Source organism: Mangrovibacter plantisponsor, from assembly GCF_003182475.1.
Classification (GTDB): domain Bacteria; phylum Pseudomonadota; class Gammaproteobacteria; order Enterobacterales; family Enterobacteriaceae; genus Mangrovibacter; species Mangrovibacter plantisponsor.
This window is the reverse complement of sequence record NZ_QGTS01000005.1, coordinates 39,059-64,743: the sequence shown is the minus strand read 5'-3', so window position 1 is coordinate 64,743 and position 25,685 is coordinate 39,059. Positions and strand designations below refer to the sequence as shown.

Sequence of the window (25,685 nt, the reverse complement as noted above, 5' to 3'; positions counted from 1 at the left end):
TCTCCGAAAACGCGTCGTTACTGCACCTGAGTAGCAGAAGGCTCTGCATTTAGCGTCAGGCGGGCAACCTGGTTAGACCGGGCATAGCGGCTCATATCAACGGGTTTACCCTGGAACTGAATAGTGACTGCACGGGGTGCGCCAATTTTCAGTTTATATGGCGCCTGGCCTGACAGGTTTAAGGTACTGTCTTTGTGTTGCAGGCCGCTGAACAATTTTTTGCCCGTAGAATCGGACACTTCCAGCCAGCAGTCAGCAGAGAAATTCATGACCAAATCACCACTGGCTGCTGGGGCTGTGGTTGCCTGTTCTGCTGGTAATGCCCCAGAGTCCTGAGTCGTTGCGGCAGGTGCAGTATTAGTTAAGGAATCGGTGTTCGCCTGACCCGGAGAAACCACTGCAGCCGAATTATCTGCCGGTGCTGCGCTGTTATCTGCCGTTGGAGCTGGCGTATTCGCCTGTGCAGAATCTGTGGCACTGCTATCAGAAGGGGCCGGGTTATCCTGCACAGCAGCGGAGTTGTCATCGCTACCGGTATTATGCAAAGGCACAAACTGCCCATTATCAGCAGGTGTGGCGGACTGATCTGCCATTGAATTAATTTCTGCCTGTTGCGCTTTATGGTTTTGCCACCACCAGGCACCAGTCAGACCAATAACAACCAGTAATACCAGCCAGGTAAAGCCCATCAGCCAGCCGTCGCGCTTTTTGCGGCTCTTCCCAATGGCATAACCTTTCATTGGCTGAACTTTAGCGGTTCTGACAGGAGCTTGTTTTGCCAGCGCAGGCAAAAGTTCTTCTTCGGGAACATGGACGAGGCGAGCATAGGAGCGGATATAGCCACGGAGAAAGGTCGCAGCCAGATCCGAAGGCGCTTTATCGTCTTCGATATCCCGAACTGTGGAGACTTTCAAACACAGGCGTTCAGCCACAATCTGCTGGCTGAGTCCAAGTTGCTCACGTGCGGCCCGGAGGCGTTCGCCCGTGGTTTGTGCGATATTTTGTTCGTGAGTGGCTTCAGTATTCATTAGCTACAACTGCTGGTACTGTTTGAATGAAAAAATTGGCTCCGGCCAGCACTGTCACCAATAGCGACCTCACTGACCCGCGCCGCGAAATAACCTGTTGCGAAGTATGGCACCCCGCTCGCCCGAAACACCCAGCATACCCAGCACCAGAAAACTTTCTGGCAAATTGCAACGGCCCTGGGCATATGCCCACACCCTCACCTGGATACTTTCTCACCAAATAACGCCTGTCTGGTGAGCTACGCGGCTAAACTGTTGTTGTGCCGCTACATACTGCCTCAAAGTGCAAAAAAACGCACCGTAATTATTGCGCCAACAGAGACTTTCGTTGTCACAATTGATGACACATCACAAGCGGTGGACGAAAACCTGAATATTCAGGCCTTCGCCCACAGGTCTGCCTGTCAGACACTTTTCACTGCAATCGGTTCACCCTGCATACGTTTACGCATTGTACGCTTGGTCCGGTCAATAACATCACCGGCTAACTGACCACAGGCGGCGTCAATATCATCACCACGTGTTTTACGCACGATGGTGGTAAAACCATACTCCATTAACACCTTGGAAAAACGGTCAATTCGGCTGTTGGAGCTACGGTCATAAGGTGCCCCCGGGAACGGGTTCCAGGGAATAAGGTTAATTTTACATGGCGTGTCTTTCAAACACTCCGCCAGTTGATGTGCATGTTCAGTGCCGTCATTCACATGATCGAGCATGACATACTCAACCGTGACACGCCCCTGGTTGGCATTTGATTTTTCCAGGTAACGGCGCACACCTGCCAGAAATGTCTCAATATTGTATTTTTTATTAATCGGGACAATTTCATCACGGATTTCATCTGTTGGCGCATGCAGAGATATCGCCAGAGCCACATCAATCATGTCGCCCAGTTTATCCAGAGCAGGTACTACGCCTGATGTGGATAATGTTACCCGGCGCTTGGATAAGCCAAAGCCAAAGTCATCCAGCATGATTTCCATGGCCGGAACCACGTTGGTCAGGTTGAGCAATGGCTCCCCCATTCCCATCATTACCACGTTGGTAATTGGGCGCTGGCCGGTGACTTTCGCTGCACCAATAATTTTAGCGGCACGCCACACCTGCCCGATAATTTCAGACACCCGTAAATTACGGTTAAAGCCTTGCTGAGCGGTAGAACAGAATTTACATTCCAGTGCGCACCCAACCTGTGATGAAACACACAGTGTAGCCCGGTCATCTTCAGGGATATACACGGTCTCAACACGCTGGCTGCCAACCTGAATCGCCCATTTGATTGTGCCATCAGAAGAGCGTTGTTCTTCAGCCACTTCTGGTGCGCGAATTTCGGCGACAGCTTTCAGACGGCCACGTAACACTTTGTTGATGTCAGTCATTTCGTCAAAATCATCACAGCAATAGTGATAGATCCACTTCATGACTTGATCTGCGCGAAACGGTTTTTCACCCATGTCAGTGAAAAAGGCGCGCATTTGTTGGCGGTTAAGATCCAGCAGGTTGATTTTGCCGGTATTTGAATTTGACGAGTCAGAAACGGTGACGGACTCAGGTGCGGTAATCTGTTGTGACATAAAGTTTTCCGGCCTCGTTGTTACACGTTATGGCCCCAGGTAAATGAGTAAATAGATACGCCCCGGGTGAGCAGGCTCGCTCATCCGGGGCGCAGCATTGTACAAATTCTCTGCCAGTGATGCTACGCCTTAACGCATCACAGCACAAATAAAGGCAGCAATTAGCGGGTGCGCGGGCACACTTCGCCTTCAGCAAAGAAAAATGCGATTTCACGGGCCGCAGACTCAACAGAATCTGAACCGTGGGTACCGTTTTCAGTCAGGCTGTCTGCGTAATCAGCACGCAGTGTACCTGCCAGTGCGTTCGCCGGGTTAGTGGCACCCAGGATTTCACGATGACGGCGTACTGCGTCTTCACCTTCCAGTGCAGAAACAACGATAGGGCCAGAAGTCATGAACTCAACCAGGCCATCAAAGAACGGCTTACCATCATGCTCAGCATAGAAACCACGCGCCTGCTCTTGAGTCAGGTGCACCATTTTAGTGGCAACAATTTTCAGCCCTGCGGTTTCAAAACGCGCAAAAATACTGCCAATTACATTCTTTGCAACAGCGTTTGGTTTGATGATAGAAAAAGTACGTTCAATTGCCATGATTACCTCTGTTTGCTCTCTAAAAATGCCAGGGGAACCCGGCAACAAAGTGGCGCAGATTATAATGACCTGTTACCGCCTTGCCTATGGATAAAGGTAACATTTTTTTAAAATAAGCTGCGTTTTAGCAACAAACCCATACAAAGTGATGACTTCGCGAGTTATTTGGGCAGCAAAGTAAAGTGCGCTGCAGCAATTTGCCCGCTGTCATCCATTACCAGCACCTGGTATTCCCCTGAATGCGTCAAGGACAACGTCACATGATTACCCTGTTGTGGCAGGGCATCGCCATTCAAAAACCACCACTGGTCATGCCCACCACCCTGCGTGGAGAGTGGCATATTCAGTACCGCCTGCCCGGCAGGTGGTTTCACCATAGCGCCATCACGCACACCGAGCAATAACAGTGGGCTAAGGTTTGCCTGCACCATAGGCGGGCACTGGGTGGATACAGCAGGTAACCGCGTGTCACGCCGCTCCTTCGCAGGTAGCCAGGGCTCCAGTGGCAAGGGCCACAACAGTAATGTTGCCGGGTGTGCATCTTTGCAATCAGCACCAACACGCAACCCTTTTGAGTTCAGCCAAAGGCGCTGCACTATACCGAAAGGGCCTTCCTGCCCAGGAGCCAGTAATGTTGGCGGCTGGCTGTCATTCAGTAACCAGGTAAATACCCGCCGACGGCAATTACTGTCGCCTTCAGGCAGGCTCTGGCCACCAGGCCAACAAATCGTACCGGATGTCACACTGCCAGGTCTTGGGTCTGCTGGCTCACGGTTTTGTGCCAGGCCGGTGTTTGCCCTGAGCAGCGTGTTAACCTGGTTCATCACCGGTACTGCACTGGCAAAACCATACTGCCCGGCAACCGGTGTCGCATCTGGCCTCCCGGTCCAGACGCCAATCAGGTAACGGGGTGAAACACCAATTGCCCAGGCATCACGGTAGCCATAACTGGTACCCGTTTTCCAGGCAAAAGGCGCAACGGCAGGGAGTGCGCCATCCGGCAATGGTTGTTCCTCACCACCCAGAACACGGCGAATTATCCAGGCTGAACCGGGTGACAGTAACCGCCGTTCAACCAATGGTTGTTGTGGTTGCAGGCGTAACCTGGCAACCTTCCCTTCTCGGGCAAACGCACTGTAAGCAGAGACCAGTTCATCCAGCCGGGTTCCTGCCCCGCCCAAAATTAATGACAAATTAGGTTCCGCCGCAGCAGGCAGGCGCAGGTTTAACCCTATATTACGCAAATGACCGGCGAAATTTTTCGGCCCCAGCGCATCCAGAACCTGTACCGCGGGCAAGTTAAGCGAGCGCACAAGTGCTTCACTCATGCTTACTGGCCCATTAAAGTCGCTGTCAAAATTCCCAGGGCGATAATCCCCAAAGCGCCGGGGTACATCCTGAAGTAATGAACCGGGGTGTATTAACCCTTCATCCAGCGCCAGGCCATACAGAAAAGGTTTCAGTAATGAACCTGGAGATCTGACAGCCCGAACCATATCAACATGGCCAAACCGGCTGTCATCGTTTAAATCGACCGACCCCACCCAGCCACGCACCTTCATGGTCTGGTGGTCAACTACCAGTATCGCCAGCGATGTTTTCGGTGGCAGGCGGTGTTTCCAGTTAAGTGCCAGGGTTTCCAGTTGGCTCTGCAGGGTGGCATCAATCGTGGTGACAATCCGCTGGTGATTATCCTGAGTCAGCAGGTAACGTGCCAGTAACGGTGCCAGTTGCGGGCTTTGCCGGGGAGCAAGCCATACAGGTTCCTGCATGGCTTCACGCACCCGCCGGGCAGACCAGATATGCTCTTCCTGCATCCGGGCCAGCACTTTATCGCGTGCTTTTTGTGCCCTTTCTGACCAACGGTCCGGGCGTAACCGGCTGGGAGCCTGTGGCAATACAGCCAGTAGTGCGGCTTCCGCATCTGTCAGGTGTGCAGGCGATTTACCAAGGTACGCCCAACTGGCTGCGCCCACCCCTTCCAGCGTGCCGCCAAAAGGTGCCCGGTTAAGGTAAAGCGTCAGAATCTGCTGTTTGGAAAGGTGCCATTCCAGTTGCAGCGCCCGGGCAGTTTGAATCAACTTACCTGTGATTGTACGGGGTTGTGGGTCAATCAGGCGAGCCACCTGCATGGTCAGCGTGCTTCCCCCCGACACCACTTCACCATTGCGAACCCACTGCCAGGCTGCGCGAACCAGGCTGAGCGGGTTCACTCCCGGATGATGCCAGAACCAGCGGTCTTCATAATTGATTAACGCTTCCAGATAACGCGGGGAAACTTCATCGGGCTCCACCGGATAACGCCAGACGCCGTTTTCATCTGCAAAGCGCCACAGTGGTGTACCGTCTTCTGTCACCACAATACGGGCAGGGTGAACATTATGTAATGGCAAAGGACAAAGCCTGTCCGCAAGCAACAAGCCAGCAATGAACAAGAAAAAGGCGGCCAGGCAGCCGCCCCACAATTTCCAGCAAATTTTATATTTCCCCGGTTGCATTAATCAGGGCGCCACATGTAACAAGCCCATCGCATTTCCTGTACTGCGCCACTGTGGCACATACATAGATTCAACCTGAGGAACGGGCACCTGGTAACCCCCCGGCGTCACCGCACGGGCGAGATAGACCAGTGTTGAATGCTGCCCTTCATTAAGTGTCATTGCCGCAACAAAGCGGTCATCACGGAACTCAATATGCTGAATATCTTCCTGTTGCATCTGGTTAATCAGGTTTTGCACCTCTGAACCATTCTCACTGAGCGAGGCCGAACTGCTTGCCAGGTTCTGGTTTTCCAGCTCCAGCCCGGCGGGGAGTAAATCAACCACCAGTGCGTCAGGAACACGTTTATCTGCCCAGACATCGAGCCATACCAACACCAATTCACCACTGTGCAGGTTACTGAGTGAGCGTGTGTTGCCCTGAGTATCCAGGTAATGGCGCTCTATGTGCACCACATTGCTGTAAGGTGCAGGTGACTGTTCAGGGTAGCCAGTACTATCCAAACGTACCCACAAGGGGCCCGTTCCCGTATTGGTGAGACTCAGAGCAGATTGCTGCGCGGCAGACAGCACCGAAACCTGGTCAGTTTTGCCCGACAGGGTTTCGCCGTTCTGGTTTTGTACCTGCCATTCTGCCCCTTGCAGTGCGGTATTATGGGCCGCGAGGAACAGCGCATTATTTTCCTGAGTTGATAGCCAGGCCTCGCCCCATACTGCCTGGGAAAGGGCCGCCAACAAGGCCGGCTGCTGGTTTTGCATCAGGTTATTTTCTTCCAACAGGCTTAATACCAGGGCTTCGTCGCGCACCGGGCTGCCGTAATCACCTAACCAGGCATGCGTCTTACGGGGCATTGCTATACCGCTTAACACTGCCTGCTGGCCGCGCTCTGTATCCCCCATGCGTTTAAGTGCAATGCCCAACTGCACCAGCGACAAGCCGGATGGCGCTGCAGCATGTTTATCCCACAGAGTCCGCAGAGCACCCAACGGCGCTTTTTGCTGGCGGGACAACACCAGAGCCGCATAGCTTTGCACCACGAAACGGCTGGCTGCCGGGTTATCACTGTAGCGCACACTAATCATGCCCGGGTCTTGCAGGTAACGTAACAACCGGTTATTGGCTTTCTCCAGAGCGGCAACTGGCACACTGTAACCTTGCTCGCTGGCGCGAATCAGGAAATCAGTAGCATAAGCAGTAAGCCAGTATTCCTCTGCACTGTCTTTGCTCCACAGGCCAAAACCGCCATTTTCCAGCTGCATTTCGAGCAAATGGGCAATACCGCTTTCTACTGCCTCCCGGCGTTTTTCGTCACTTGACGTTTTGATTCCCAGAGCCTGTAACTGCGCCCGGTTGGTATACAATGACGGGAACAACCCACTGGTGGTTTGTTCAAGGCAACCGTAAGGCCAGGCATACAGTTCGCTGATATAACGGGCCAGATTCAGCGGTGGCCGCCCACTTATCAGCAGCTTACCTTCCAGTGTTGACGCCGATAGCCCGTCCAGCCAGCCTGCTGGCAAGCGCCACTGCTCACCAGGCATTAATTGGGTACCGGCACTGATAGTTTGTGCAGGGAAAGCCGGGCGCACCCCAATTTTCCATTGTTTGTTCAGCGGATTGAATGTTTCACCAGGCAGGGAAATGCCGTTAATCGTAACGTCCAGTACTCCATCGCCATAACCTTGCCCGGCCTGAACCGGAATCGCCAGCGCGGTACGTTGCTGTGGAGCCAGCGCCACACTTTGTGTGTTGCCGGCATCAAGGCTCAGCAGCCCACTGGCAGCCATGGAAATAGTCAGATGCTGGGGTTTATCCGTCAGGTTAGAGAGATCCAGCACCAGGCGAGAGTGATCGCCTCCGGCCAAAAATCGTGGTGTACTGAGCTCAGCCACCAGCGGTGCGGCAACAACGACTTTGCTTTCACTACTGCCAAAGCGGTCTGCTGACCACACCTGTGCCATCAGGCGCAGTTCCCCATTAAAATCACCAATGGGCAATGTGACCGTACCTTCCCCCTGGGCATTTAGCGCCACCGGTTGAGCCTGCATGGCAATAATGTTGACGTGATTCACTGGCGGCTTACCACCACGCTTCAGGTCGTCGCCGTCACCACCAAATTTCAGTGCCGCCATCCGCCCCTGGCCTTCAATCACATTGCCGTAGATATCATAAATATCGGCACCATAGCGTTTACGCCCCAGGAACGCCTGCCAAGGGTCTGGCGTAACATAGTCAGTGATATTCAGCACACCACTGTCTACAGCTGAGAGCAACACGTAGACTTTATCCGGCAAAGCACCGTTGGCAGCTTTGGCCTGAACCTTCACAGTAAGCGGCTGGTTGGGGCGCATTTTAACCGGTGCCTGCAGTGTCACATCCAGGCGACGGCTTTGGTCACCTAATGGCAGATGAAGCAGGCCAACAGCCCGTTTCGGGGTAAGCGCCTGTGTTTTGTCACCAGGGCGGACAACCAGAGCGCTGAGGTAGAGGTCGTGGCGATGCCAGGTTTTGTCTACCGGAATACTCAGGTCCATGCCATCAGCGGGAACATCAATAGCCTGCCACCATAGTGGGCCATCACTGGATTCCACCATGATATATCCCTTACCGGCTTGCGGTGCCGCCAGATGCAACTGAATAGTGTCGCCTGGTTGATAAGAGGGTTTATCGATTTTCATCGTCACGCGGTCCGGGCGCTGGGCACCGGTGCCGTCACTGTTATCCTGCCAACTGTAACCGGCCCAGAAACGAACACTACTGAGGTTCCCCTCCGGGTCTTTCACTTCAAGGCGGTAAGATCCCCAGCTTACCGGGAAGCTCACTTTGCCGGTTTCACCAGCAGCAAGATTCAGGGTTTGTTCCCCTTCTACCAGGTCTTTCTGATCGTAGCGCGATGTCCATCCATCATCTTCGGACCAGTTCCAGTAATAATCGCGCCGTTCCCGAATGAGCCGCGCAGTAAGCCCATTAACTGCCACTCGTGAACCATCCGGGCGGGCATAAACAATATCGAACCCGGCCTGGCTATTTTCATCAACCACCGCCTGGCTGGATTCACTCCCCGTGCGGTAATCGTAAGTGCTTTTTTTAGCAAACTGCGGGCGAATACCCGGTAACACTTCTGCCGGCCAGACAGCCTGTTCACGCTGGCGCGTAACCGGGCGACCACCTGATTCCAGTAAACTTGCCTGGAAAATCACTTTTACTGGTGAAGTGGTATCACTCCACTGGCTGGTTTCGGAAATATCTACCCGGCCAGTATCATCCAGCGTGGTCTGGACTTCATCAAGGCTGCGGCTAAGATTTGCTTCACTGATGTTGCCGAACTCGAAGCCAGGCAGTGCAGGAACAGCATCCCTTAATGGGCGCAAGAAAAGTTTCCCTTGCAGGGTGTTACCCGAAGCCGGAGCACCATACAGATAGCGCCCCTGAACGCGGAATACCGCATCAGCTCCCGGAGCCAGAGGCTGCGGCTGAACATCGACACGTAACGCCATGCGTTCAGGCATAAAATCTTCAACCTGGAAATCCCAGCTTCGCGCCTGGTTATCGCCCACATTGGCGCGCAGATGCCACTGGCCGGTTAATGCATTTTTATCCAGAGTGACACGGTACTGGTACAAGCCGTTTTGCGGCTGCAAAACAGTGGTGCGTGCTACCTGCCCGTCAGGGCGAACCACGTCCAGTTTTACCGGCTGGTCTGCCACGGGTTTACCATCACTGTCACGCAGTAACCCATTGATGACAACAGTCTCTCCTGGGCGGTAAAGATCCCGTGGGCCAAACATGAAAAACTGTTTGCTGTAACCAGGCTGACCACCAATATCGAACTCTGCCAGGTCCAGTGCCGGCTGGCTTAAATCCAGCATTGTGGTTTGCCCGTCATGTTTTGCCAGTAACAGTGCAGCACCCTCTGGGGTTTTCAGGCTGGCATGGCCCTGGTTGTCCGTTGTGGCATTCGCCAGCACCTGGCCTTTATCGTTGAGCAACTGAATATCAACGGACTGTTGCCCGCTACCGTTTTCCAGGCTTTGCGTGAAAATATCCATTTGCTGGTGATAGCGGTGCAGTGACAGCCCGATATCACTAAGGGTAAATAACGTTGCCGGGTTACTGTAGTTGTAATGCCCCGCCTGGTTCATTACTGCAAGGTAAACACCGGGCTGCTGTAGCGGAGTGATATCCCCAAGCGGCAGCAGCAGTTTTTCCCGGGTATTGGCTGCCGGGTTGAGTTCAAACCGCCCGGTATACACCAGGTCTGCCATTTTCAGCAGGGTGTCTGATTCCCAGTTACTCAGGCTGTTACGGTATTCCCACTGGCTGATAAACGCCGCCAGAGACTCGGGTTTTACCCGGTAGAAATTGACGTCTACCTGGCTGATATTAAGTGCCATAACTGGCAGGCCTTTTACCACTTTTGTCGGGAGCAGTGAGCCTCGGCTGGCAAAACCTACTACCGGCTCAATATCACGCGTGGTCAGTGAAGATTGCCAGGTTTTCCCAAAGGCCTGGCCATTAATGTCTTTCAGACCCGGGTCGAGAGTAATCGTTAACTCACGGCGAGGTTCAAGGTGACGCAGGCGCAATTCGGTTAAATTGTCTGATAACTCCCAGGCGCCATCCACTTTGCCTTTTTCTTTATCCACTACATGTGCAAACCGGGAGAAATCCTGGTCAGGGTCGAGGGGAACCGAGAATGTCAGTGCCAACGTGCTGGCACCGTCGAGCTGAATTTCAGAGGAATCCTGGAGTGTAAACGGCTTTCCTGCACTCGCTTTCGCCAGTTTTTCCCGTTGTGCGGCATCCGTTTTTTGTTCTTGAAGGGCAGAAGCCTGTGACTGCGGCGCTGAACCTGACGCAGGCGTTGTATTATCATCGCAGCCACTCAGTGCGCTGAGGGCGCAGAATAAGGCTGCCACACAAGCATAGCGGGCATATTTCATGGCGGTATCCCTGGCCGAAAAAGGCCGGTAAAAAGATAAAGCAGTATTATGCTAAAGATTCGCTTTTTGCCATATCCCTGGATTCGGTATGTTAGCCCGGTCAATGTCATGCGCGTGTTGGTTGTAATTACATACGTAAACACCGAGAATTAACCAATAAATGATTAAAGGAGGCCAACATGAGTACTGCTTTTTTTGTCACCCCTGAGTGGCTTCTTGAGCACCTGAGCGACCCGGAAGTCCAGGTCATTGATGCCCGCATGGCAGCAGTGGGCAATGAAAATTGCGATATGCAGCAAGAGTATCTGGCAGGCCATCTCCCCAGTGCGCCATTTTTTGATATTGAAGCATTATCTGACCACAGCAGCCCGTTGCCTCACACTATGCCGCGCCCGGAAACCTTTGCGGTTGCAATGCGTGAGTTGGGCATTCATCAGGATAAACATCTGGTCGTTTATGATGACGGCAGCCTGTTCTCTGCCCCACGCGCCTGGTGGATGTTGCGGGCTTTTGGCGTGGAAACCGTTTCGATTTTGTCTGGTGGTCTGGCCGCATGGCGCAAACAAAGCCTGCCACTGGAAACAGGTACGCCTTCCCTACCGGAAAGCGATTTTGACGTCCATTTCGACCCACTGGTAATAAAAAACGTCACGGATGTGTTACTGGTCAGCCATGAAGGTACTGCCCAAATTGTTGATGCCCGGGCCGCTTCGCGTTTCAACGCAGAAGTTGATGAACCCCGTGCGGGTTTACGCCGTGGGCATATACCGGGTTCGCTAAATGTGCCCTGGGCAACGCTGGTTGAAAATGGCACATTAAAAACCCCGGAAGCGTTAACCGCAGTGTTCACTCGCGCTGGTGTGGATTTTGGCAAGCCGATTATTGCCAGTTGTGGCTCTGGCGTCACTGCCGCGGTGGTTGTGCTGGCACTCACTTCACTGGATGTGAACGGTGTATCGCTGTATGACGGTTCATGGAGTGAATGGGGAAGCCGAACCGATTTACCGGTTGAACCCTGAGTTAACAGATTACCCCGGCAGTTTCCCCTGCCGGGGTAATTTTACAGAATGCGCTGTGTCTTCAAATCACGCAGAAAACTGCCCCAGCGCCGTTCATAAAAAGGCGTCAGGTGGGCCAGCATAAAGTGGCTGATTCCCGCTTCTCCTTCTGCGACCAGGCAAATGTCTACCGGTTCATCGCCCGTAAGCGTATCGGCAGCCACATTCCCGGCTTCATAGATAAGAGGTTCAATATCCCCTTCGGCTTCAATACCAATCAGGTAATTACCCGCCTCTTCAGGTGACTCTTTCAGCGTGCACAGAAACGCGCGTTTTACCCGGTTGTGGTTTTTAAATAACGTAGTCAGTGACTCAACTAATTGTGCCGGTGGGTTTTCCACAGCAGAGAGTTGCAACTGGCTGCCACCTTCCAGCACCGTGTGCTCTGCCAGTGGTGAACCCTGCTCACTCAGCAAGTGGCGTATTTCACCGGGCAGGAACTCTTTCCCGGTTGGTAAACGGGCATTCAGAAACAGGGTTTCCCCCAGAGTCATCTCAAACAGCACTCTGGCAGGTATAACAATGAAAGCCTGCTCGTGAGCCACGACCTGTTCGAGCGCCTGCACAGAAGTAAAAAACGGAATCACGGATGTGCCGTCTTCTTTTTCCCAGTGCTGCAGGTCAACTACAGAATCTGCCGTAATCACGGCTTCATCAGGCGAAGAGCCCGGCACCCAAACGCTGGTATCAAGTAATTCGCGGAAAAATGCCGGGCGCCATGCAGGTTCAGTCGCAGCCTGTTCCAGCAGTGTTTCCAGTTGATTTTGAGAAGTAGGTTGAGATTGGTTATCGGCCATCTTGCTTTCATCAAGTACAGGTAAGAAAAGAGCCTGAGGTAGCCCCCCAGGCTCCGGATTACACAGGCAACTCAGTCGTTGGTCAGCAGATTAGCCAGTGTGCGCACACCAATCCCGGTCGCACCAGCAGACCACAGATCAACAGCAGACTTACGGTATGTCGCTGAGCAGTCGATATGCAACCAACCCTGTTGGTAGTTTTCGACAAAATGCGACAGGAAGCCCGCAGCTGTGCTGGCACCCGCCGGGGAAACAGCTCCGGCAGTGTTATTCAGCTCAGCAAAGTTTGATGGCAACTGATGGCGGTGGATCTCCGCAAGCGGCAGACGCCAGAAGGCTTCATTTTCCGCAGTTGCACTGGTCATCAATTTACTGACCAGTGCATCGTCAAAGCTCAGCAGCGCATGGTAGTCGTTACCCAACGCAGTTTTCGCCGCACCGGTTAATGTCGCACAATCAATAATCAACTCTGGCTTTAATGCGCTGGCATCAATCAGGCCATCGGCCAGCACCAGGCGGCCTTCGGCGTCAGTGTTCATCACTTCAACGGTTTTGCCGTTGCGGTAGCGAATGATGTCACCCAGTTTAAACGCGTTACCACTCACCATGTTATCGGCACAGCATAACAGCAGTTTGACGCGCTTTTGCAGGCCACGAGTAATCGCGAAAGCGAGTGAGCCCGCCACCAGCGCAGCCCCACCCATGTCAGACTTCATGGAATCCATAAAGCTGCTTTGTTTCAGGCTGTAGCCACCAGAATCGAAGGTGATACCTTTACCCACCAGGCAGGCATATACCGGAGCATCTGCATCGCCCGTGGGGTTAAAATCCAGGGACAGCAACACGGGTGAACGCGCAGAACCACGCCCAACGGTATGGATACCGGCATAGTTTTGTTCACGTAAATCTTCACCCTTAGTGATGCGGTAACTCACCTGGTCACCCGCGACATCCACTAATAAATCAATAGCACGGGTTGCCAGTTGTTCCGGGCTCAAGTCTTCTGCCGGCAGGTTAATAGTGTCACGCACCCAGTCAATAATCTTGAGGCGGTTATTGAGCTCCTGCTGCTCTGACTCAGGAAGCACCGGCCATTCAACATTGCGCACACCTTTTGGCGCACGGTAGCCCATCCAGAACGCCCAGCTTTTTTCAACATCCCAACCTTCGCCAGCCAGAGCGACCTGTTTGAACCCCAGGCCATCAATTTTGCGGCCAGCACGTTGGATCAACGCATTATCATTGTTGCCGGTTAAATGCAGGGTAATCCCTTCATTATTGATGCTGTACAGTGCTTTTTCGCCCCAGCGCGCATCGGCGGGTGTGCTGGACAGCGTGATGTTCATCACTTCAGTTGTCATTGTTGGTATCCTTAAAACTGTGTGTAACGATTCACACAAAAAATATGCCGCGGACAGACGCAAAAACGGGCCGCTAAATGCAGCCCGTACCTGGTATCAATCCGCTTCATCCAGCCAAACCAGCAGGATGGCTTCAAGAATTTTTTCATTGGATGCACTGGGATCATCGTCGAATTCATCCAGTTCGCAAATCCACTGATGCATATCGGTAAAGCGCACCGTCTTCGGATCAACATCCGGGCGGCTGTCGTACAGCGCTTCACCTATTTCACGGCTATCGGTCCATTTTAACCCCATGTCGCTCTCCTGTTAGTGTTCACGTGCATGGTTAATGGTATAGCGCGGGATCTCAACCACCAGGTCTTCATCCGTAACTTTCGCCTGGCAACCCAGGCGGCTTTCTGGTTCCAGCCCCCAGGCCTTATCCAGCATATCGTCTTCATCTTCGCTGCTTTCTTGCAGGGAATCAAAACCTTCACGCACAATGCAGTGGCACGTAGTGCAGGCGCAGGATTTCTCACAGGCATGTTCGATTTCGATGCCGTTGCGCAGAGCAACGTCAAGAATCGTCTCACCCGTCTGTGCTTCCAAAACTGCGCCATCCGGGCAAAGATCCTGGTGGGGCAGAAAAACAATCTTAGGCATATTAAACCTCGTCGACGGAATGGCCTTTCAACGCCCGACGAATGGAGGCATCCATCCGGCGCGCAGCGAATTCCTGGGTTTGCTTATCAACATTTTTTATTGCATTTTCAATGGCGTCAGGGGAGTTTCCCTGAGCGGCATCCTGCAGTTGTGCTGCTGCAGTATCTATCGCCTGGCGCTCTTCTTCGTCCAGCAAGGCACCATCTGCATCAAGAGCTCCGGCCAGGCTTTCCAGAACACGGGCAGCTTCAACCTTTTGTTCTGCCAGCATACGAGCGCTGACATCCTGCTCAGCAAAGCTGATGGAATCCTGGATCATGGACGCAATTTCGCCATCCGACAGACCGTAAGACGGTTTGACCTGAATCGACGCTTCTACTCCGGTCGATTTTTCCATTGCTGTTACACTCAACAGCCCGTCCGCATCCACCTGGAAAGTGACACGGATATGCGCACCACCAGCCGGCATTGCCGGGATACCACGCAAGGTAAAACGAGCCAGTGAACGGCAATCAGTGACCAGCTCACGTTCCCCCTGCAAGACATGAATCGCCATTGCAGTCTGGCCATCTTTAAAGGTGGTGAACTCCTGGGCGCGGGCCACCGGGATCGTGGTGTTACGCGGAATGACTTTTTCCACCAGGCCACCCATCGTTTCCAGGCCCAGTGACAAGGGGATGACATCCAGCAACAGCATTTCGCTGTCAGGTTTGTTACCCACCAGAATATCGGCCTGAATCGCCGCGCCAACTGCCACAACTTTATCCGGGTCGATTGACGTCAGCGGGGTACGGCCAAAAAACTCACCTACCCGTTCACGCACCAGTGGTACACGAGTAGAGCCCCCCACCATCACGACTTCCAGCACTTCACTGGCATCGATACCGGCATCTTTCAACGTACGGCGGCAGGAGAGTAAAGTCCGTTTAACCAGTGCGCCAATCAGTTCGTTAAATTGTGAACGCGTAACTGTGCCCTGCCAGTCGCCTATACGCACTTCAGTTTGTTGTGCATCGCTCAGCGCAATTTTAGTGGCGATTGCTGTATCCAGCACCTGGCGTTGCAGGCGGCTATCCAGCGGAGTATTCAGCCCTGCCTGCTCACACAGCCAGTCTGCCAACAAATGGTCAAAGTCATCACCACCCAGCGCGGAATCCCCACCGGTTGCCAGCACTTCAAACACACCGCGATTCAGGCGCAGAACAGAAATATCAAAAGTACCACCGCCCAGGTCATACACGGCAATCACGCCTTCCTGGCCGGAGTCCAGGCCATACGCAATCGCCGCAGCAGTAGGTTCATTCAGCAAACGCAGTACATGCAAACCCGCCAGACGGGCTGCATCTTTGGTTGCCTGGCGCTGAGCATCATCAAAATAAGCCGGTACAGTAATAACCACACCGTCCAGGTCGCCATTGAGTGTTTCAACCGCTCTTGCCGCCAGCGCTTTGAGAATATCTGCTGAAACCCGTACCGGGTTCAGTGCGCCAGCCGGAGTAACGATAAGCGGCAGGCCATTTTCACTGGACTGGAATTGGTAGGGTAAATGCGGGTAGCGAGCCTGAATATCACTCAGTGAACGGCCCATCAGGCGTTTTACTGAGCTGATGGTATTGGCAGGATCCTGGGCGGCATTGGTACGCGCTTCCCAACCGACCAAATGTTGCGTGGCACTATAGTGCACCACTGATGGCAGCAAATGACGCCCTTCATGGTCAGCCAGGGTTTCGGTTTGCCCACTACGGACCGTCGCCACCAGCGAGTTTGTGGTCCCCAGGTCAATCCCCGCCGCCAGCTTGCGCTGATGCGGCGCAGCACTCATGCCGGGCTCACTGATTTGTAATAAGGCCATGTTAAGCTTCCAAATTCATCACCTGGGTTACCAGGTGGTTGATGGTTGCCGGAAAACACCAGCATCAAATATCGAGCAATTTTTCTTCGAGTTGTTCTGCCTGCGAGCGTAATTTGTCCAGAAAACGCAACTTACGCACACTGTCTGCGGCGCTTTCCCACTGTTCGGCATCCAGCAGCAACACCATATCTTTATGGCGCGAATTATACATTTGCGTGACGCGTGCTAAAAACGCTTCCAGACGAACCTCATCACGTTTTTGCTCAATGCCATCCAGTTCTTCACGTAATTCCAGTTGCTCCATCAGAAATGCGGTATCACGCACCGTATGTTGTTCACTTGCCAGGTCAAAGCCATGCAAGGACAAAATATATTCTGCACGAGAAAGAGGATGACGCAGGGTCTGCCACGCCTGATTGATGTTGGCGGACTGCTGAACCGCCAGTAATTGTTCCGCTTGTGGGCGGCTGGCGAATTTATCGGGGTGAAACTGACGCTGCAGTTCCTGGTACCGGTCCGCCAGTTGACTGCTGTCGAGCGAATAACTTACCGGCACCCCAAACAGGGTAAAGTAATCCATAAACGTTCCGGAGTTTGCAGACTAAAAGCAATACCCCACAGCAAACATGTTGCTATGGGGTCGGTGGAGGGTGTGCTGTCAGACGTTAAAACTTTCGCCGCAGCCACACTCATTTTTCACGTTAGGGTTAGTGAATTTAAACCCTTCGTTCAGGCCTTCTTTTACGAAGTCCAACTGAGTGCCATCAAGAAAACGCAGGCTTTTCTCGTCGACAACCACTTTGACGCCTTTGTCTTCGAACACCACATCTTCTGCGGCCGCCTCGTCAACAAACTCCAGTACATAAGCCATGCCGGAGCAACCCGAGGTACGCACCCCAAGGCGCAAGCCAAAACCTTTTCCGCGGTTAGCTAAAAAAGTGTTAACTCGAGTAGCAGCACTGTCGCTAAGGGTAATCGACATACAACAACCTCAATAAGCTTTCAGATTTCCGGGCAAGCCCGGAAGACATTATTTTGATTCGCGTTTACTTTTGTAATCAGCAATTGCGGCTTTAATAGCATCTTCTGCCAGAATGGAGCAGTGAATTTTCACTGGCGGCAATTCAAGCTCTTCAGCGATGTCAGTGTTTTTAATCGCCTGTGCTTCATCCAGGGATTTCCCTTTTACCCACTCAGTAACCAGTGAGCTGGATGCAATTGCGGAACCGCAACCATAGGTTTTAAAACGTGCGTCTTCAATCACGCCGTTATCATTTACTTTGATCTGCAGTTTCATGACGTCGCCACATGCCGGGGCGCCAACCATACCGCTACCAACGTTTTCGTCGTTGTTATCAAAGGAACCCACGTTACGGGGATTCTCGTAGTGATCAATCACTTTTTCGCTATATGCCATGGTGAATTCTCCTTATGTCCTGCTTATTGATTAATGTTCAGCCCATTCGATGGTCGTCAGATCGATACCCTGTTTAAACATTTCCCACAGCGGAGAAAGTTCACGCAGACGACCGATAGATTTACGAACCAGTTCGATGGTGTAATCAATTTCTTCTTCTGTCGTAAAACGCCCTAATGAGAAACGAATAGAGCTGTGAGCCAGCTCATCGCTCATACCAAGAGCACGCAGCACATAAGAAGGTTCAAGGCTTGCTGACGTACAGGCGGAACCGGAAGAAACCGCAAGGTCTTTCAGTGCCATAATCAGTGACTCACCTTCAACATAGTTAAAGCTGACGTTCAGGATGTTTGGTGCGGTGTGTTCCGGGCAACCATTGAGGTAGACTTCTTCAATGTCTTTAATGCCATTCCACAGGCGTTCACGCAGTGCACCAAGGCGAGCAGATTCACTTGCCATTTCTTGTTTGGCAATGTGGTAGGCTTCACCCATACCAACAATCTGGTGAACCGGCAGCGTACCTGAACGCATACCACGTTCATGACCACCGCCATGCATTTGCGCTTCAATACGCACACGCGGTTTACGGCGAACATACAACGCGCCAATACCTTTCGGGCCATAGATTTTGTGGCCAGAGAAAGACATCAGGTCAACTTTCAGGCTGCTCAGATCGATAGGTAATTTACCTACGCTCTGGGTCGCATCGACATGGTAGATAATGCCACGCGCACGGCACAACTCGCCGATAGCTTCGATATCCTGAACCACGCCGATTTCGTTATTCACATGCATGACAGAAACCAGAATGGTGTCATCACGCATTGCTGCTTCAAGAACTTTTAAGTCAATAATACCGTTGCTTTGCGGTGCCAGGTAAGTCACTTCAAAACCTTCACGCTCTAGCTGGCGGCAAGTATCCAGAACTGCTTTGTGTTCTGTTTTACTGGTAATAATGTGCTTGCCTTTTTTCTGATAGAAGTTTGCAGCACCTTTAATTGCCAGGTTGTCGGATTCTGTTGCGCCAGAGGTGAAGACGATTTCGCGCGGGTCTGCACCAACCAGTTCAGCAATCTGGTTACGAGCCACATCCACAGCTTCTTCTGCCTGCCAGCCAAAACGGTGAGAACGGGAGGCCGGGTTGCCGAAAGTCCCATCCATTGTCATAAACTGCATCATCTTCTCAGCAACACGCGGGTCAACCGGCGTTGTGGCTGAGTAATCAAGATAAATCGGTAATTTCATCGCTCTTAAGCTCCGTACATCACTTCAATGCGGCGAACCAGGCCAATAACGGCGTAATATCAGCGGCCAGGAAACCCTGGCCTGATTCGAAATAACTATATTATTACGTTTTTATGCGCGTAATTTAACATTGATGGCGTCTTGCGGACGCGAACTGCGAAGGGTGTTATCGCCGTGCTGGCGGTCAGCAACATCCAGCACTTCCTGGTTATTCACCAGTTCACCCAGCGTAATACCATTGAGGAATTCACTCAGGCGGTCACTCAGATCACGCCATAAAGCATGAGTGAGGCATTTATCTCCGCCCTGGCAGCCGCCTTTACCCTGACAACGGGTGGCATCTACCGATTCGTCTACTGCACTAATCACTTCACCCACAGCGATGGATGTGGCATCTTTACCCAGCAGGTATCCGCCGCCAGGACCGCGAACACTGGAAACCAGGCCGTTTTTACGCAGGCGGGAGAATAACTGCTCCAGATAAGAGAGCGAAATTCCCTGGCGTTCAGAGATATCAGCCAACGGAACCGGGCCCGCTTCGGAGTTAAGTGCAACGTCCAGCATTGCGGTGACGGCATAGCGCCCTTTTGATGTCAGTCTCATGTCTTACTTAACCTCAAAAATGCCCCTCGAGCCGGGGGTTTATCATAGAATAGTTTTGCACAGCGAAGACAAGTCTGACATTCCTGAGTAAATTGGTCAACTATTTACCTGACTATTTTAGTCAACTATTTTTCGTGCGGGTGTTCACCCTGATCAATCGACGCCAGAATGCCACGCAGAATGTTCAATTCCTGGCTCTCCGGGCGTGCCCGGGTAAACAAACGGCGCAGTTTATTCATGACCTGGCCGGGGTGGTTGGCGCGAATAAACCCGGTATTCAGCAACACCTGTTCCAGGTGCGTATAAAAACGTTCCAGGTCATCCACAAGGGGATAAGGAGCAGGTTCAGACTCACTTTTATGAGCGTCGCTCTGGCCTAAAAATGCCATACGCACTTCATAGGCAATGACCTGCACAGCCATAGCCAGGTTAAGGGAGCTGTAATCCGGATTTGCTGCAATAGCAACATGGTAGTGGCATTTTTGCAGTTCATCGTTCGTCAGGCCAACACGCTCACGGCCAAAGACAATAGCGACAGGCGCATGTTGCGCTTCTTCTACTGCTTTCAGACCACATTCACGCGGATCCAGCATTGGCCAGGGTAAAGTACGGGAACGTGCGCTGGTGCCCACCACCAGGCTGCATCCTGCCAGAGCTTCATCCAGTGTATCTACAATCTGTGCATCACCAATGACATCACTGGCGCCCGCAGCAAGTGCAATTGCCTGTGAGTCAGGTTTTACCAATGGATTCACCAGCCAAAGATTGGTTAACCCCATGGTTTTCATGGCACGGGCAACAGAACCCATGTTGCCGGTATGAGACGTTTCAACCAGTACTACGCGTATGTTTTGCAGCATAATGTTCACAGCAGATTAAGAATATCGCGCCATATTAGCATAAACCTGAGACATATTCCGAACCCTCTGCTATACTCCGCCCGTTTTCCTGTTCTTTAACATCCAGCGAGAGAAACCTGATGCATCCAATGCTCAATATCGCCGTGCGCGCTGCACGCAAGGCGGGTAACCTAATTGCCAAAAATTACGAAACCCCGGATAGCGTTGAAACAAGCCAGAAAGGCACCAACGACTTCGTGACTAACGTGGACAAAGCCGCCGAAAGTCTGATTATTGAGGTTATTCAAAAGTCTTACCCTCAGCACACTATTATTACTGAAGAAAGTGGTGAACTGGCCGGTACTGACCAGGATGTACAATGGGTTATCGATCCGCTGGATGGCACGACCAACTTCGTTAAGCGTTTACCGCACTTCTCTGTTTCTATTGCTGTTCGTATCAAAGGCCGCACCGAAGTGGCTGTTGTTTACGATCCAATGCGCAATGAACTTTTCACTGCCGTTCGTGGCCAGGGCGCACAGCTCAATGGCTACCGTCTGCGTGGCAGCACTGCCCGTGATCTGGACGGAACCATTCTGGCAACCGGCTTCCCATTCAAGGCCAAACAGTACGCCACTACCTATATGAATATTATGGGCAAACTGTTCATTGAATGTGCTGACTTCCGCCGTACCGGTTCTGCTGCACTGGATCTCGCATACGTTGCCGCTGGCCGCGTGGATGGCTACTTTGAAATTGGCCTGCGCCCGTGGGATTTCGCGGCTGGTGAATTACTGGTGCGTGAAGCTGGCGGCCTGGTTTGCGACTTTGTTGGTGGCCACAACTACCTGACCACCGGTAACATCGTTGCTGGTAACCCGCGTGTAGTAAAAAACATGCTGTCTACCATGCGTGATGAGCTGAGCGAAGCACTGAAACGCTAAGTTACGCTTTTCCCTTCTCTGCCATGCGGAGAAGGGAACTGTGGATTTACCCCCTTCCCCGTAAGCCAGGCAAGACCAGTTCAGTACTTTGCCACAACACAATGCCGCAGACACAAAGCACCACTCCTCCAGCAAGAGCAAGAGTTGCCCAGGCAGTTTGTTGCCAGTAAACCACCCCACGTTCCCGTACCAGGCGTTGCGCCAGGGCCCGGCAGCCGTGCGTTAAAAAAGCTAACAATGAAATAGTAAGCGCTGTGCCCGCCGCCATAGCCATCGCCGCAACAATTCCCCAGAAAAATACGCCAGCCACTTTGCTGAACAGCAGAACCATGATTGCGCCGGAGCAAGGCCTCATCCCCATAGAACCAATAACTAAAGCTTTCTCGCGCCAGGTGGTTGCCTGCGAAACCTGTTCAGATAAAGGCATATGCTGGTGCCCACAACCACAATGAGCAGAATGGATATGAGCCGGAGTTGTGCTGCCTGCAGGGTACAGGCGCTTAAAACGTAGTGGATGTTTTAGTGTGCGCCACAGTTGGCGTACAGCCCGCAAACAGAGCATAACACCCAGCAAAGTCACCACTATAAAGCTCGCTTTTTCCAGCAAATAGTGGCTGTAATGAAGCTGGCGCGATGGCAGCCCCAACAAATAGAGAACCACAAAAACCAGCATCACAGCGACCAGGCCCTGCAGCAAAGAAGCCGCCAGTGTCATACGCAGGCTGGTTTTTAGTTTTGCAGGGTTTGTTGCCAGCCATGTCGCAATAACCACTTTCCCATGCCCCGGCCCCAGCGCGTGCAAAAACCCATATAAGAAACTCACGCCAACCAGCATAACGCCGGACTTAACAGGCGTACTGGCGATACCCCGCAATAGTTGGCTCGCCAGTTGATTCAGTTCCCGTTGCCAGGCAGCACTTTGCAACAACACTAGTGACCAGTTAGCCCACAACCAGGCGCAGGCAACCACCAGACCAACAACAAAGACGAATAACGGCCAGAGATCTCTGCCCCGGACCTTTTGGCTGCGTGGGGTGAAGATCAAGGACATGTCACCTCCACTTTTTGGGCAAAATGCTCGCCTAAAGCCAGGTCTTCGTCTGGTACAGACTGGTTATCCAGCGATAACGCCCAGGCCCGCATATCAGCATCGGGTTTGGGGGTTTTTACTGCAACTTTACACTCGCCAGGCCAGGTGACATCGCTGTCTTTCACCCAGGACATGTCTACATAGTAGGTTGGATCATAGGTTTGCAGGCGAAAGGTGTGCCCGGCAAGCGCTAAAGGTGTATCCGGCACGAGCGTGAAAGACAACACAGCTTTGTGCCCTGTTTTATACAGCTTCCCGCTATCTGGCCCAGCCTGCAATTTCACCGGTTTTTGGTCATACCACAGCGTGGTGAAATAGTGCTGCTGGCGAATCGTGTCCATAACTTCCTGCGCCAGTTTCTGCCACACAGCATCACCTTCAGGTGCCTCGCCTGCGTCGTATAGCAAGTCTGCCGATGTTACTTCATCCATCTCCCAGCGCATTTGCAGACTGGATAACTGTGTATCGCCCACCGCATGAGTTTGAATATCAATAAAACTATGGGGATGAGCCAGAAGCGGGCCAGTACAGGTCAACGTCATAAGTAAAATCCATTTATATTTCATGGCGTTTCTCAAAACAGAGTTCCTCAACATAAAATTTTGTGAGCCAGTCAAAATTCCGCGGATAAAAACGTATCTGGCTGCCTGACAGCGTATATGCTTAAGTTTACTTAATGTATCTTCAGGAGAGGCAGCATGACAACAACGACGCCAGCGCCAGCAAAAACAGTGCTTACGCGTCAGCAACGCCAGTGCCAATTGTTGTTATTGCTACTGCTCTCAGAACAACATTTCACAGCGGAATTACTTAGTACCATTAATGATACTGATATAGAAACACTGCATAGCGATATTGCTGATACACATGAAGAAATTCATGCCTGCCACCGGTTAGCTATCCGCCCGCAAACTACAGGCGGCTACATTATTGAAGGAACCAGCCTCGACAAACAACTGTGCCTGTTCCACTGGTTAAGGCGTGCATTGCGTATCTCACCGGGATTCGTCGAAAACCAGATTATTCCCCGTGTTAAAGCAGGCCTCAAACAGCAAGGCATCACACGCGCTTTATACGATGAAATGAATCTGCATGCATTAGTCTCGCTAAGTGCCCGCCGCCTGAACCGGCAGTTCAGCGAGCGTGATGAGCGTTTTTTGCGATTCTGGCTACTCTACAGCCTGCATCACCAGTTGGCAGCCTGTTTACCTGAATTTAATCGCCCCCAGCGTGAATGGATTGAAAGCCGTAGTGAGTTTTCAGCCGCCAGTGAAGTATTCGAACATATCAGCCGGCAATTATCAGTTCCACTGCACAGCGGCCATTCTCACCTGCTGGGTTTTATCTTTTCTTTACTGAAAATCCCCGATCCGGTCTGCATAACAGGCCAACATGAAGAGCAATTACATTTCGCAATCCGGCGGATGATCCATGATTTTCGCACCCAAACAGGCCTGCACTTTAGTGATGAAGAAGGCCTGCACCGGCAGTTGTATATTCACCTGTTTCAGGCACTGGAACGAGTGATACTGGGAATTGGTATTGAAACCAACCTGCCTGACGAGATTGTGCGCCTGTACCCGCGGTTAATTGGTACAACACAACAAGTGCTGCAACCGTTATCCGGGCAGTACCAACTGCATTTCTCCGCCCAGGAAACAGGGTTGATTGCCGTGATTTTTGGGGCATGGCTTATGCAGGCTGATGCATTACATGAGAAACAAGTACTGTTACTGACGGGTGATAACCCACCACGCGAAAAAGAGCTGGAAAAACAAGTGCGGGAATTAACGCTATTACCGTTAAATATCCAGTACCAGACGGTTCAGGCCTTTCACCACGAGGGCACACCAGGGGAAATTGACCTGGTGATAAGCCCATATGAAACACATTTTCCGCTGGTATCGCCCCCGTTGATTCACGCGGTGGAGCCTTTAACACTCCACCAGCAGCAACGTATCCGCGCGATTCTCGAAGGTTAAGGCTGGTTAGCTACCGGGCGTGCCGGGCGGATAAATATTGCCGGGAAGGCGACAGCCGCCATCACCCAGAACATCCCCGCGCCCAAATGCTGGTACAGGAAACCAGCAAACAACGTCATTAGCGCGATACTTCCCCCCATTGCCACTGCCGAATAAATAGCCTGCAGACGAATGACTTCTGCGCCCTGACGTGCCGAAATATACCGCATAGCCGCCAGGTGGCAGACGGTAAAGCTGCCGCAATGCAGTACCTGCGCCACCAGTAAAAAAGGCAAAGCGGTAGTTTCAGCAATAATTGACCAGCGAATGACACCACAGAATGCCGAAAGTAGTAACAACTGGCTGGCACTCCAGCGGCGAAATAGGCGATTGCTTAATGCAAAGATGACAATTTCCGCCACCACGCCCAGCGACCACAAATACCCGACAGTCGCGGCAGAATAACCGGCATCTTTCCAGTAAATAGCACTGAAACCGTAATAAGCGGCATGTGCGCCCTGCAACAGTGACACACAGGCAATAAAACGCCATGAGCGTACAACCAGGGCCCACCACCCGGCAAAGCCAGTATGATCCTGCTGGCGTAACGCCCCCTGAGGCATGACAGACGGGCGAAGCATCATCCCAGCCACCATTGCTCCGGTACCTGACATCAGCAGTACCAGAATCACATCTGACTGATACAAACTAACCAGTTTTCCTGTCAGTGCAGAGCCAATAACAAATGCCAGAGACCCCCACAGGCGTACCCGGCCATAATCCAGAGGGAACTGCCGTTGCCATGTTCCGGCGAGAGAGTCAGTCAGGGGAACCAGTGGCGAGAAGAAAACGTTGAACCCGACCATGACCAGTAACAACCAAACCACCTGGTTTCCTGCCCAAAAACCGAGTGCACAGAAGAAGGTCAGAGAGGCCAGCAGGCGCAGAGCAAAAACCAAACGGGAAGGATCGTTAACACGCGGAGCCAGCAACAGGCTTCCCAGAAAGCGGGCAACCAGCCCACACCCCAATAATAAACCTATGGTGTCGGGCTTCAGCCCGCGGCCTTCAAGCCAGACACTCCAGAAGGGGAGGAAAATACCGTAACTGAAAAAATAGGTGAAATAACTGAGCGCCAGCCAGCGCGTAGACTGCATAACCATTCTGCCTCCCTGTGCAAGGGCGATAGTTTCGCTGAGGGGCACCTGGCATGCAAGTAGTAATTAACAGCGT

The 25,685-nt window shown here is 52.3% G+C and carries 22 protein-coding genes; 3 read left to right on the top strand and 19 right to left on the bottom strand.

The window, feature by feature from the left end:
• Positions 1-17 precede the first annotated feature (17 nt).
• From rodZ to DES37_RS09025, 5 genes are all read right to left on the bottom strand, one after another.
• Entirely contained in the window at positions 18-1,028 is a 1,011-nt protein-coding gene (gene rodZ, locus DES37_RS09050; protein ID WP_110025599.1) for a cytoskeleton protein RodZ, read from the bottom strand.
• Between the two features lie 404 nt (positions 1,029-1,432).
• Positions 1,433-2,605, bottom strand: coding sequence for a dual-specificity RNA methyltransferase RlmN (gene rlmN, locus DES37_RS09040; protein WP_036116343.1), 1,173 nt, complete (start codon positions 2,603-2,605; stop codon positions 1,433-1,435).
• Between the two features lie 161 nt (positions 2,606-2,766).
• On the bottom strand, positions 2,767-3,198 hold the full coding sequence (gene ndk / locus DES37_RS09035; protein ID WP_036116345.1) for a nucleoside-diphosphate kinase: 432 nt from the start codon (positions 3,196-3,198) through the stop codon (positions 2,767-2,769).
• 161 nt (positions 3,199-3,359) lie between these two features.
• Positions 3,360-5,696: a peptidoglycan glycosyltransferase PbpC gene (pbpC, locus tag DES37_RS09030; RefSeq protein ID WP_110025597.1), complete on the bottom strand. Its 2,337-nt coding sequence runs from the start codon at positions 5,694-5,696 to the stop codon at positions 3,360-3,362.
• Between the two features lie 3 nt (positions 5,697-5,699).
• Entirely contained in the window at positions 5,700-10,640 is a 4,941-nt protein-coding gene (locus DES37_RS09025) for an alpha-2-macroglobulin family protein (RefSeq protein ID WP_110025596.1), read from the bottom strand.
• A gap of 179 nt (positions 10,641-10,819) precedes the next feature.
• Here DES37_RS09025 and sseA point away from each other — a divergent pair, with 179 nt between their 5' ends.
• Positions 10,820-11,659, top strand: a complete 840-nt coding sequence (gene sseA, locus DES37_RS09020) for a 3-mercaptopyruvate sulfurtransferase (RefSeq protein WP_110025595.1) — start codon at positions 10,820-10,822, stop codon at positions 11,657-11,659.
• Between the two features lie 41 nt (positions 11,660-11,700).
• Here sseA and sseB read toward each other — a convergent pair whose 3' ends face one another.
• From sseB to trmJ, 11 genes are all read right to left on the bottom strand, one after another.
• Positions 11,701-12,495, bottom strand: coding sequence for an enhanced serine sensitivity protein SseB (sseB, locus tag DES37_RS09015; protein WP_110025594.1), 795 nt, complete (start codon positions 12,493-12,495; stop codon positions 11,701-11,703).
• 71 nt (positions 12,496-12,566) lie between these two features.
• On the bottom strand, positions 12,567-13,856 hold the full coding sequence (gene pepB, locus DES37_RS09010) for an aminopeptidase PepB (RefSeq protein WP_036116354.1): 1,290 nt from the start codon (positions 13,854-13,856) through the stop codon (positions 12,567-12,569).
• Between the two features lie 96 nt (positions 13,857-13,952).
• Positions 13,953-14,153: a Fe-S cluster assembly protein IscX gene (gene iscX / locus DES37_RS09005; RefSeq protein WP_036116357.1), complete on the bottom strand. Its 201-nt coding sequence runs from the start codon at positions 14,151-14,153 to the stop codon at positions 13,953-13,955.
• Positions 14,154-14,165: 12 nt separating this feature from the next.
• A complete protein-coding gene (gene fdx / locus DES37_RS09000; protein WP_036116360.1) occupies positions 14,166-14,501 on the bottom strand; it encodes an ISC system 2Fe-2S type ferredoxin in 336 nt (111 codons plus the stop codon).
• 1 nt (position 14,502) lies between these two features.
• Positions 14,503-16,353 (bottom strand): Fe-S protein assembly chaperone HscA, encoded by a 1,851-nt coding sequence (gene hscA, locus DES37_RS08995; protein WP_110025593.1) that lies wholly within the window; start codon positions 16,351-16,353, stop codon positions 14,503-14,505.
• 64 nt (positions 16,354-16,417) lie between these two features.
• Positions 16,418-16,933 carry a co-chaperone HscB gene (gene hscB, locus DES37_RS08990; protein ID WP_110025592.1) on the bottom strand — a complete coding sequence of 172 codons (516 nt, stop codon included), beginning with the start codon at positions 16,931-16,933 and terminating at the stop codon, positions 16,418-16,420.
• A 78-nt stretch (positions 16,934-17,011) separates the two neighbouring features.
• On the bottom strand, positions 17,012-17,335 hold the full coding sequence (gene iscA, locus DES37_RS08985; protein ID WP_036116367.1) for an iron-sulfur cluster assembly protein IscA: 324 nt from the start codon (positions 17,333-17,335) through the stop codon (positions 17,012-17,014).
• A 48-nt stretch (positions 17,336-17,383) separates the two neighbouring features.
• A complete protein-coding gene (gene iscU / locus DES37_RS08980; RefSeq protein ID WP_036116369.1) occupies positions 17,384-17,770 on the bottom strand; it encodes a Fe-S cluster assembly scaffold IscU in 387 nt (128 codons plus the stop codon).
• 30 nt (positions 17,771-17,800) lie between these two features.
• The gene (locus tag DES37_RS08975; protein ID WP_110025591.1) at positions 17,801-19,015 is read right to left on the bottom strand and encodes an IscS subfamily cysteine desulfurase; all 1,215 of its coding nucleotides are present in this window, start codon (positions 19,013-19,015) and stop codon (positions 17,801-17,803) included.
• A 111-nt stretch (positions 19,016-19,126) separates the two neighbouring features.
• On the bottom strand, positions 19,127-19,618 hold the full coding sequence (gene iscR, locus DES37_RS08970) for a Fe-S cluster assembly transcriptional regulator IscR (protein ID WP_036116374.1): 492 nt from the start codon (positions 19,616-19,618) through the stop codon (positions 19,127-19,129).
• A 125-nt stretch (positions 19,619-19,743) separates the two neighbouring features.
• Positions 19,744-20,478: a tRNA (cytosine(32)/uridine(32)-2'-O)-methyltransferase TrmJ gene (trmJ, locus tag DES37_RS08965; protein ID WP_110025590.1), complete on the bottom strand. Its 735-nt coding sequence runs from the start codon at positions 20,476-20,478 to the stop codon at positions 19,744-19,746.
• A gap of 119 nt (positions 20,479-20,597) precedes the next feature.
• On the opposite strand from trmJ, the gene suhB reads away from it, so the two are divergent.
• A complete protein-coding gene (gene suhB, locus DES37_RS08960) occupies positions 20,598-21,401 on the top strand; it encodes an inositol-1-monophosphatase (RefSeq protein WP_036116379.1) in 804 nt (267 codons plus the stop codon).
• 46 nt (positions 21,402-21,447) lie between these two features.
• On the opposite strand, the gene DES37_RS08955 is transcribed toward suhB, so the two are convergent.
• Positions 21,448-22,452 (bottom strand): nickel/cobalt transporter, encoded by a 1,005-nt coding sequence (locus DES37_RS08955; RefSeq protein ID WP_110025589.1) that lies wholly within the window; start codon positions 22,450-22,452, stop codon positions 21,448-21,450.
• The gene (locus tag DES37_RS08950) at positions 22,443-23,033 is read right to left on the bottom strand and encodes a DUF1007 family protein (protein WP_036116478.1); all 591 of its coding nucleotides are present in this window, start codon (positions 23,031-23,033) and stop codon (positions 22,443-22,445) included. Before DES37_RS08950 ends, DES37_RS08955 begins: the two co-directional genes overlap by 10 nt.
• A 156-nt stretch (positions 23,034-23,189) precedes the next feature.
• Between DES37_RS08950 and csiE the strand changes: the two genes are divergently transcribed.
• Positions 23,190-24,473 (top strand): stationary phase inducible protein CsiE, encoded by a 1,284-nt coding sequence (csiE, locus tag DES37_RS08945; RefSeq protein ID WP_110025588.1) that lies wholly within the window; start codon positions 23,190-23,192, stop codon positions 24,471-24,473.
• On the opposite strand, the gene DES37_RS08940 is transcribed toward csiE, so the two are convergent.
• Positions 24,470-25,615, bottom strand: a complete 1,146-nt coding sequence (locus tag DES37_RS08940; RefSeq protein WP_036116386.1) for a 3-phenylpropionate MFS transporter — start codon at positions 25,613-25,615, stop codon at positions 24,470-24,472. The genes csiE and DES37_RS08940 overlap by 4 nt on opposite strands.
• Between the last annotated feature and the right edge of the window lie 70 nt (positions 25,616-25,685).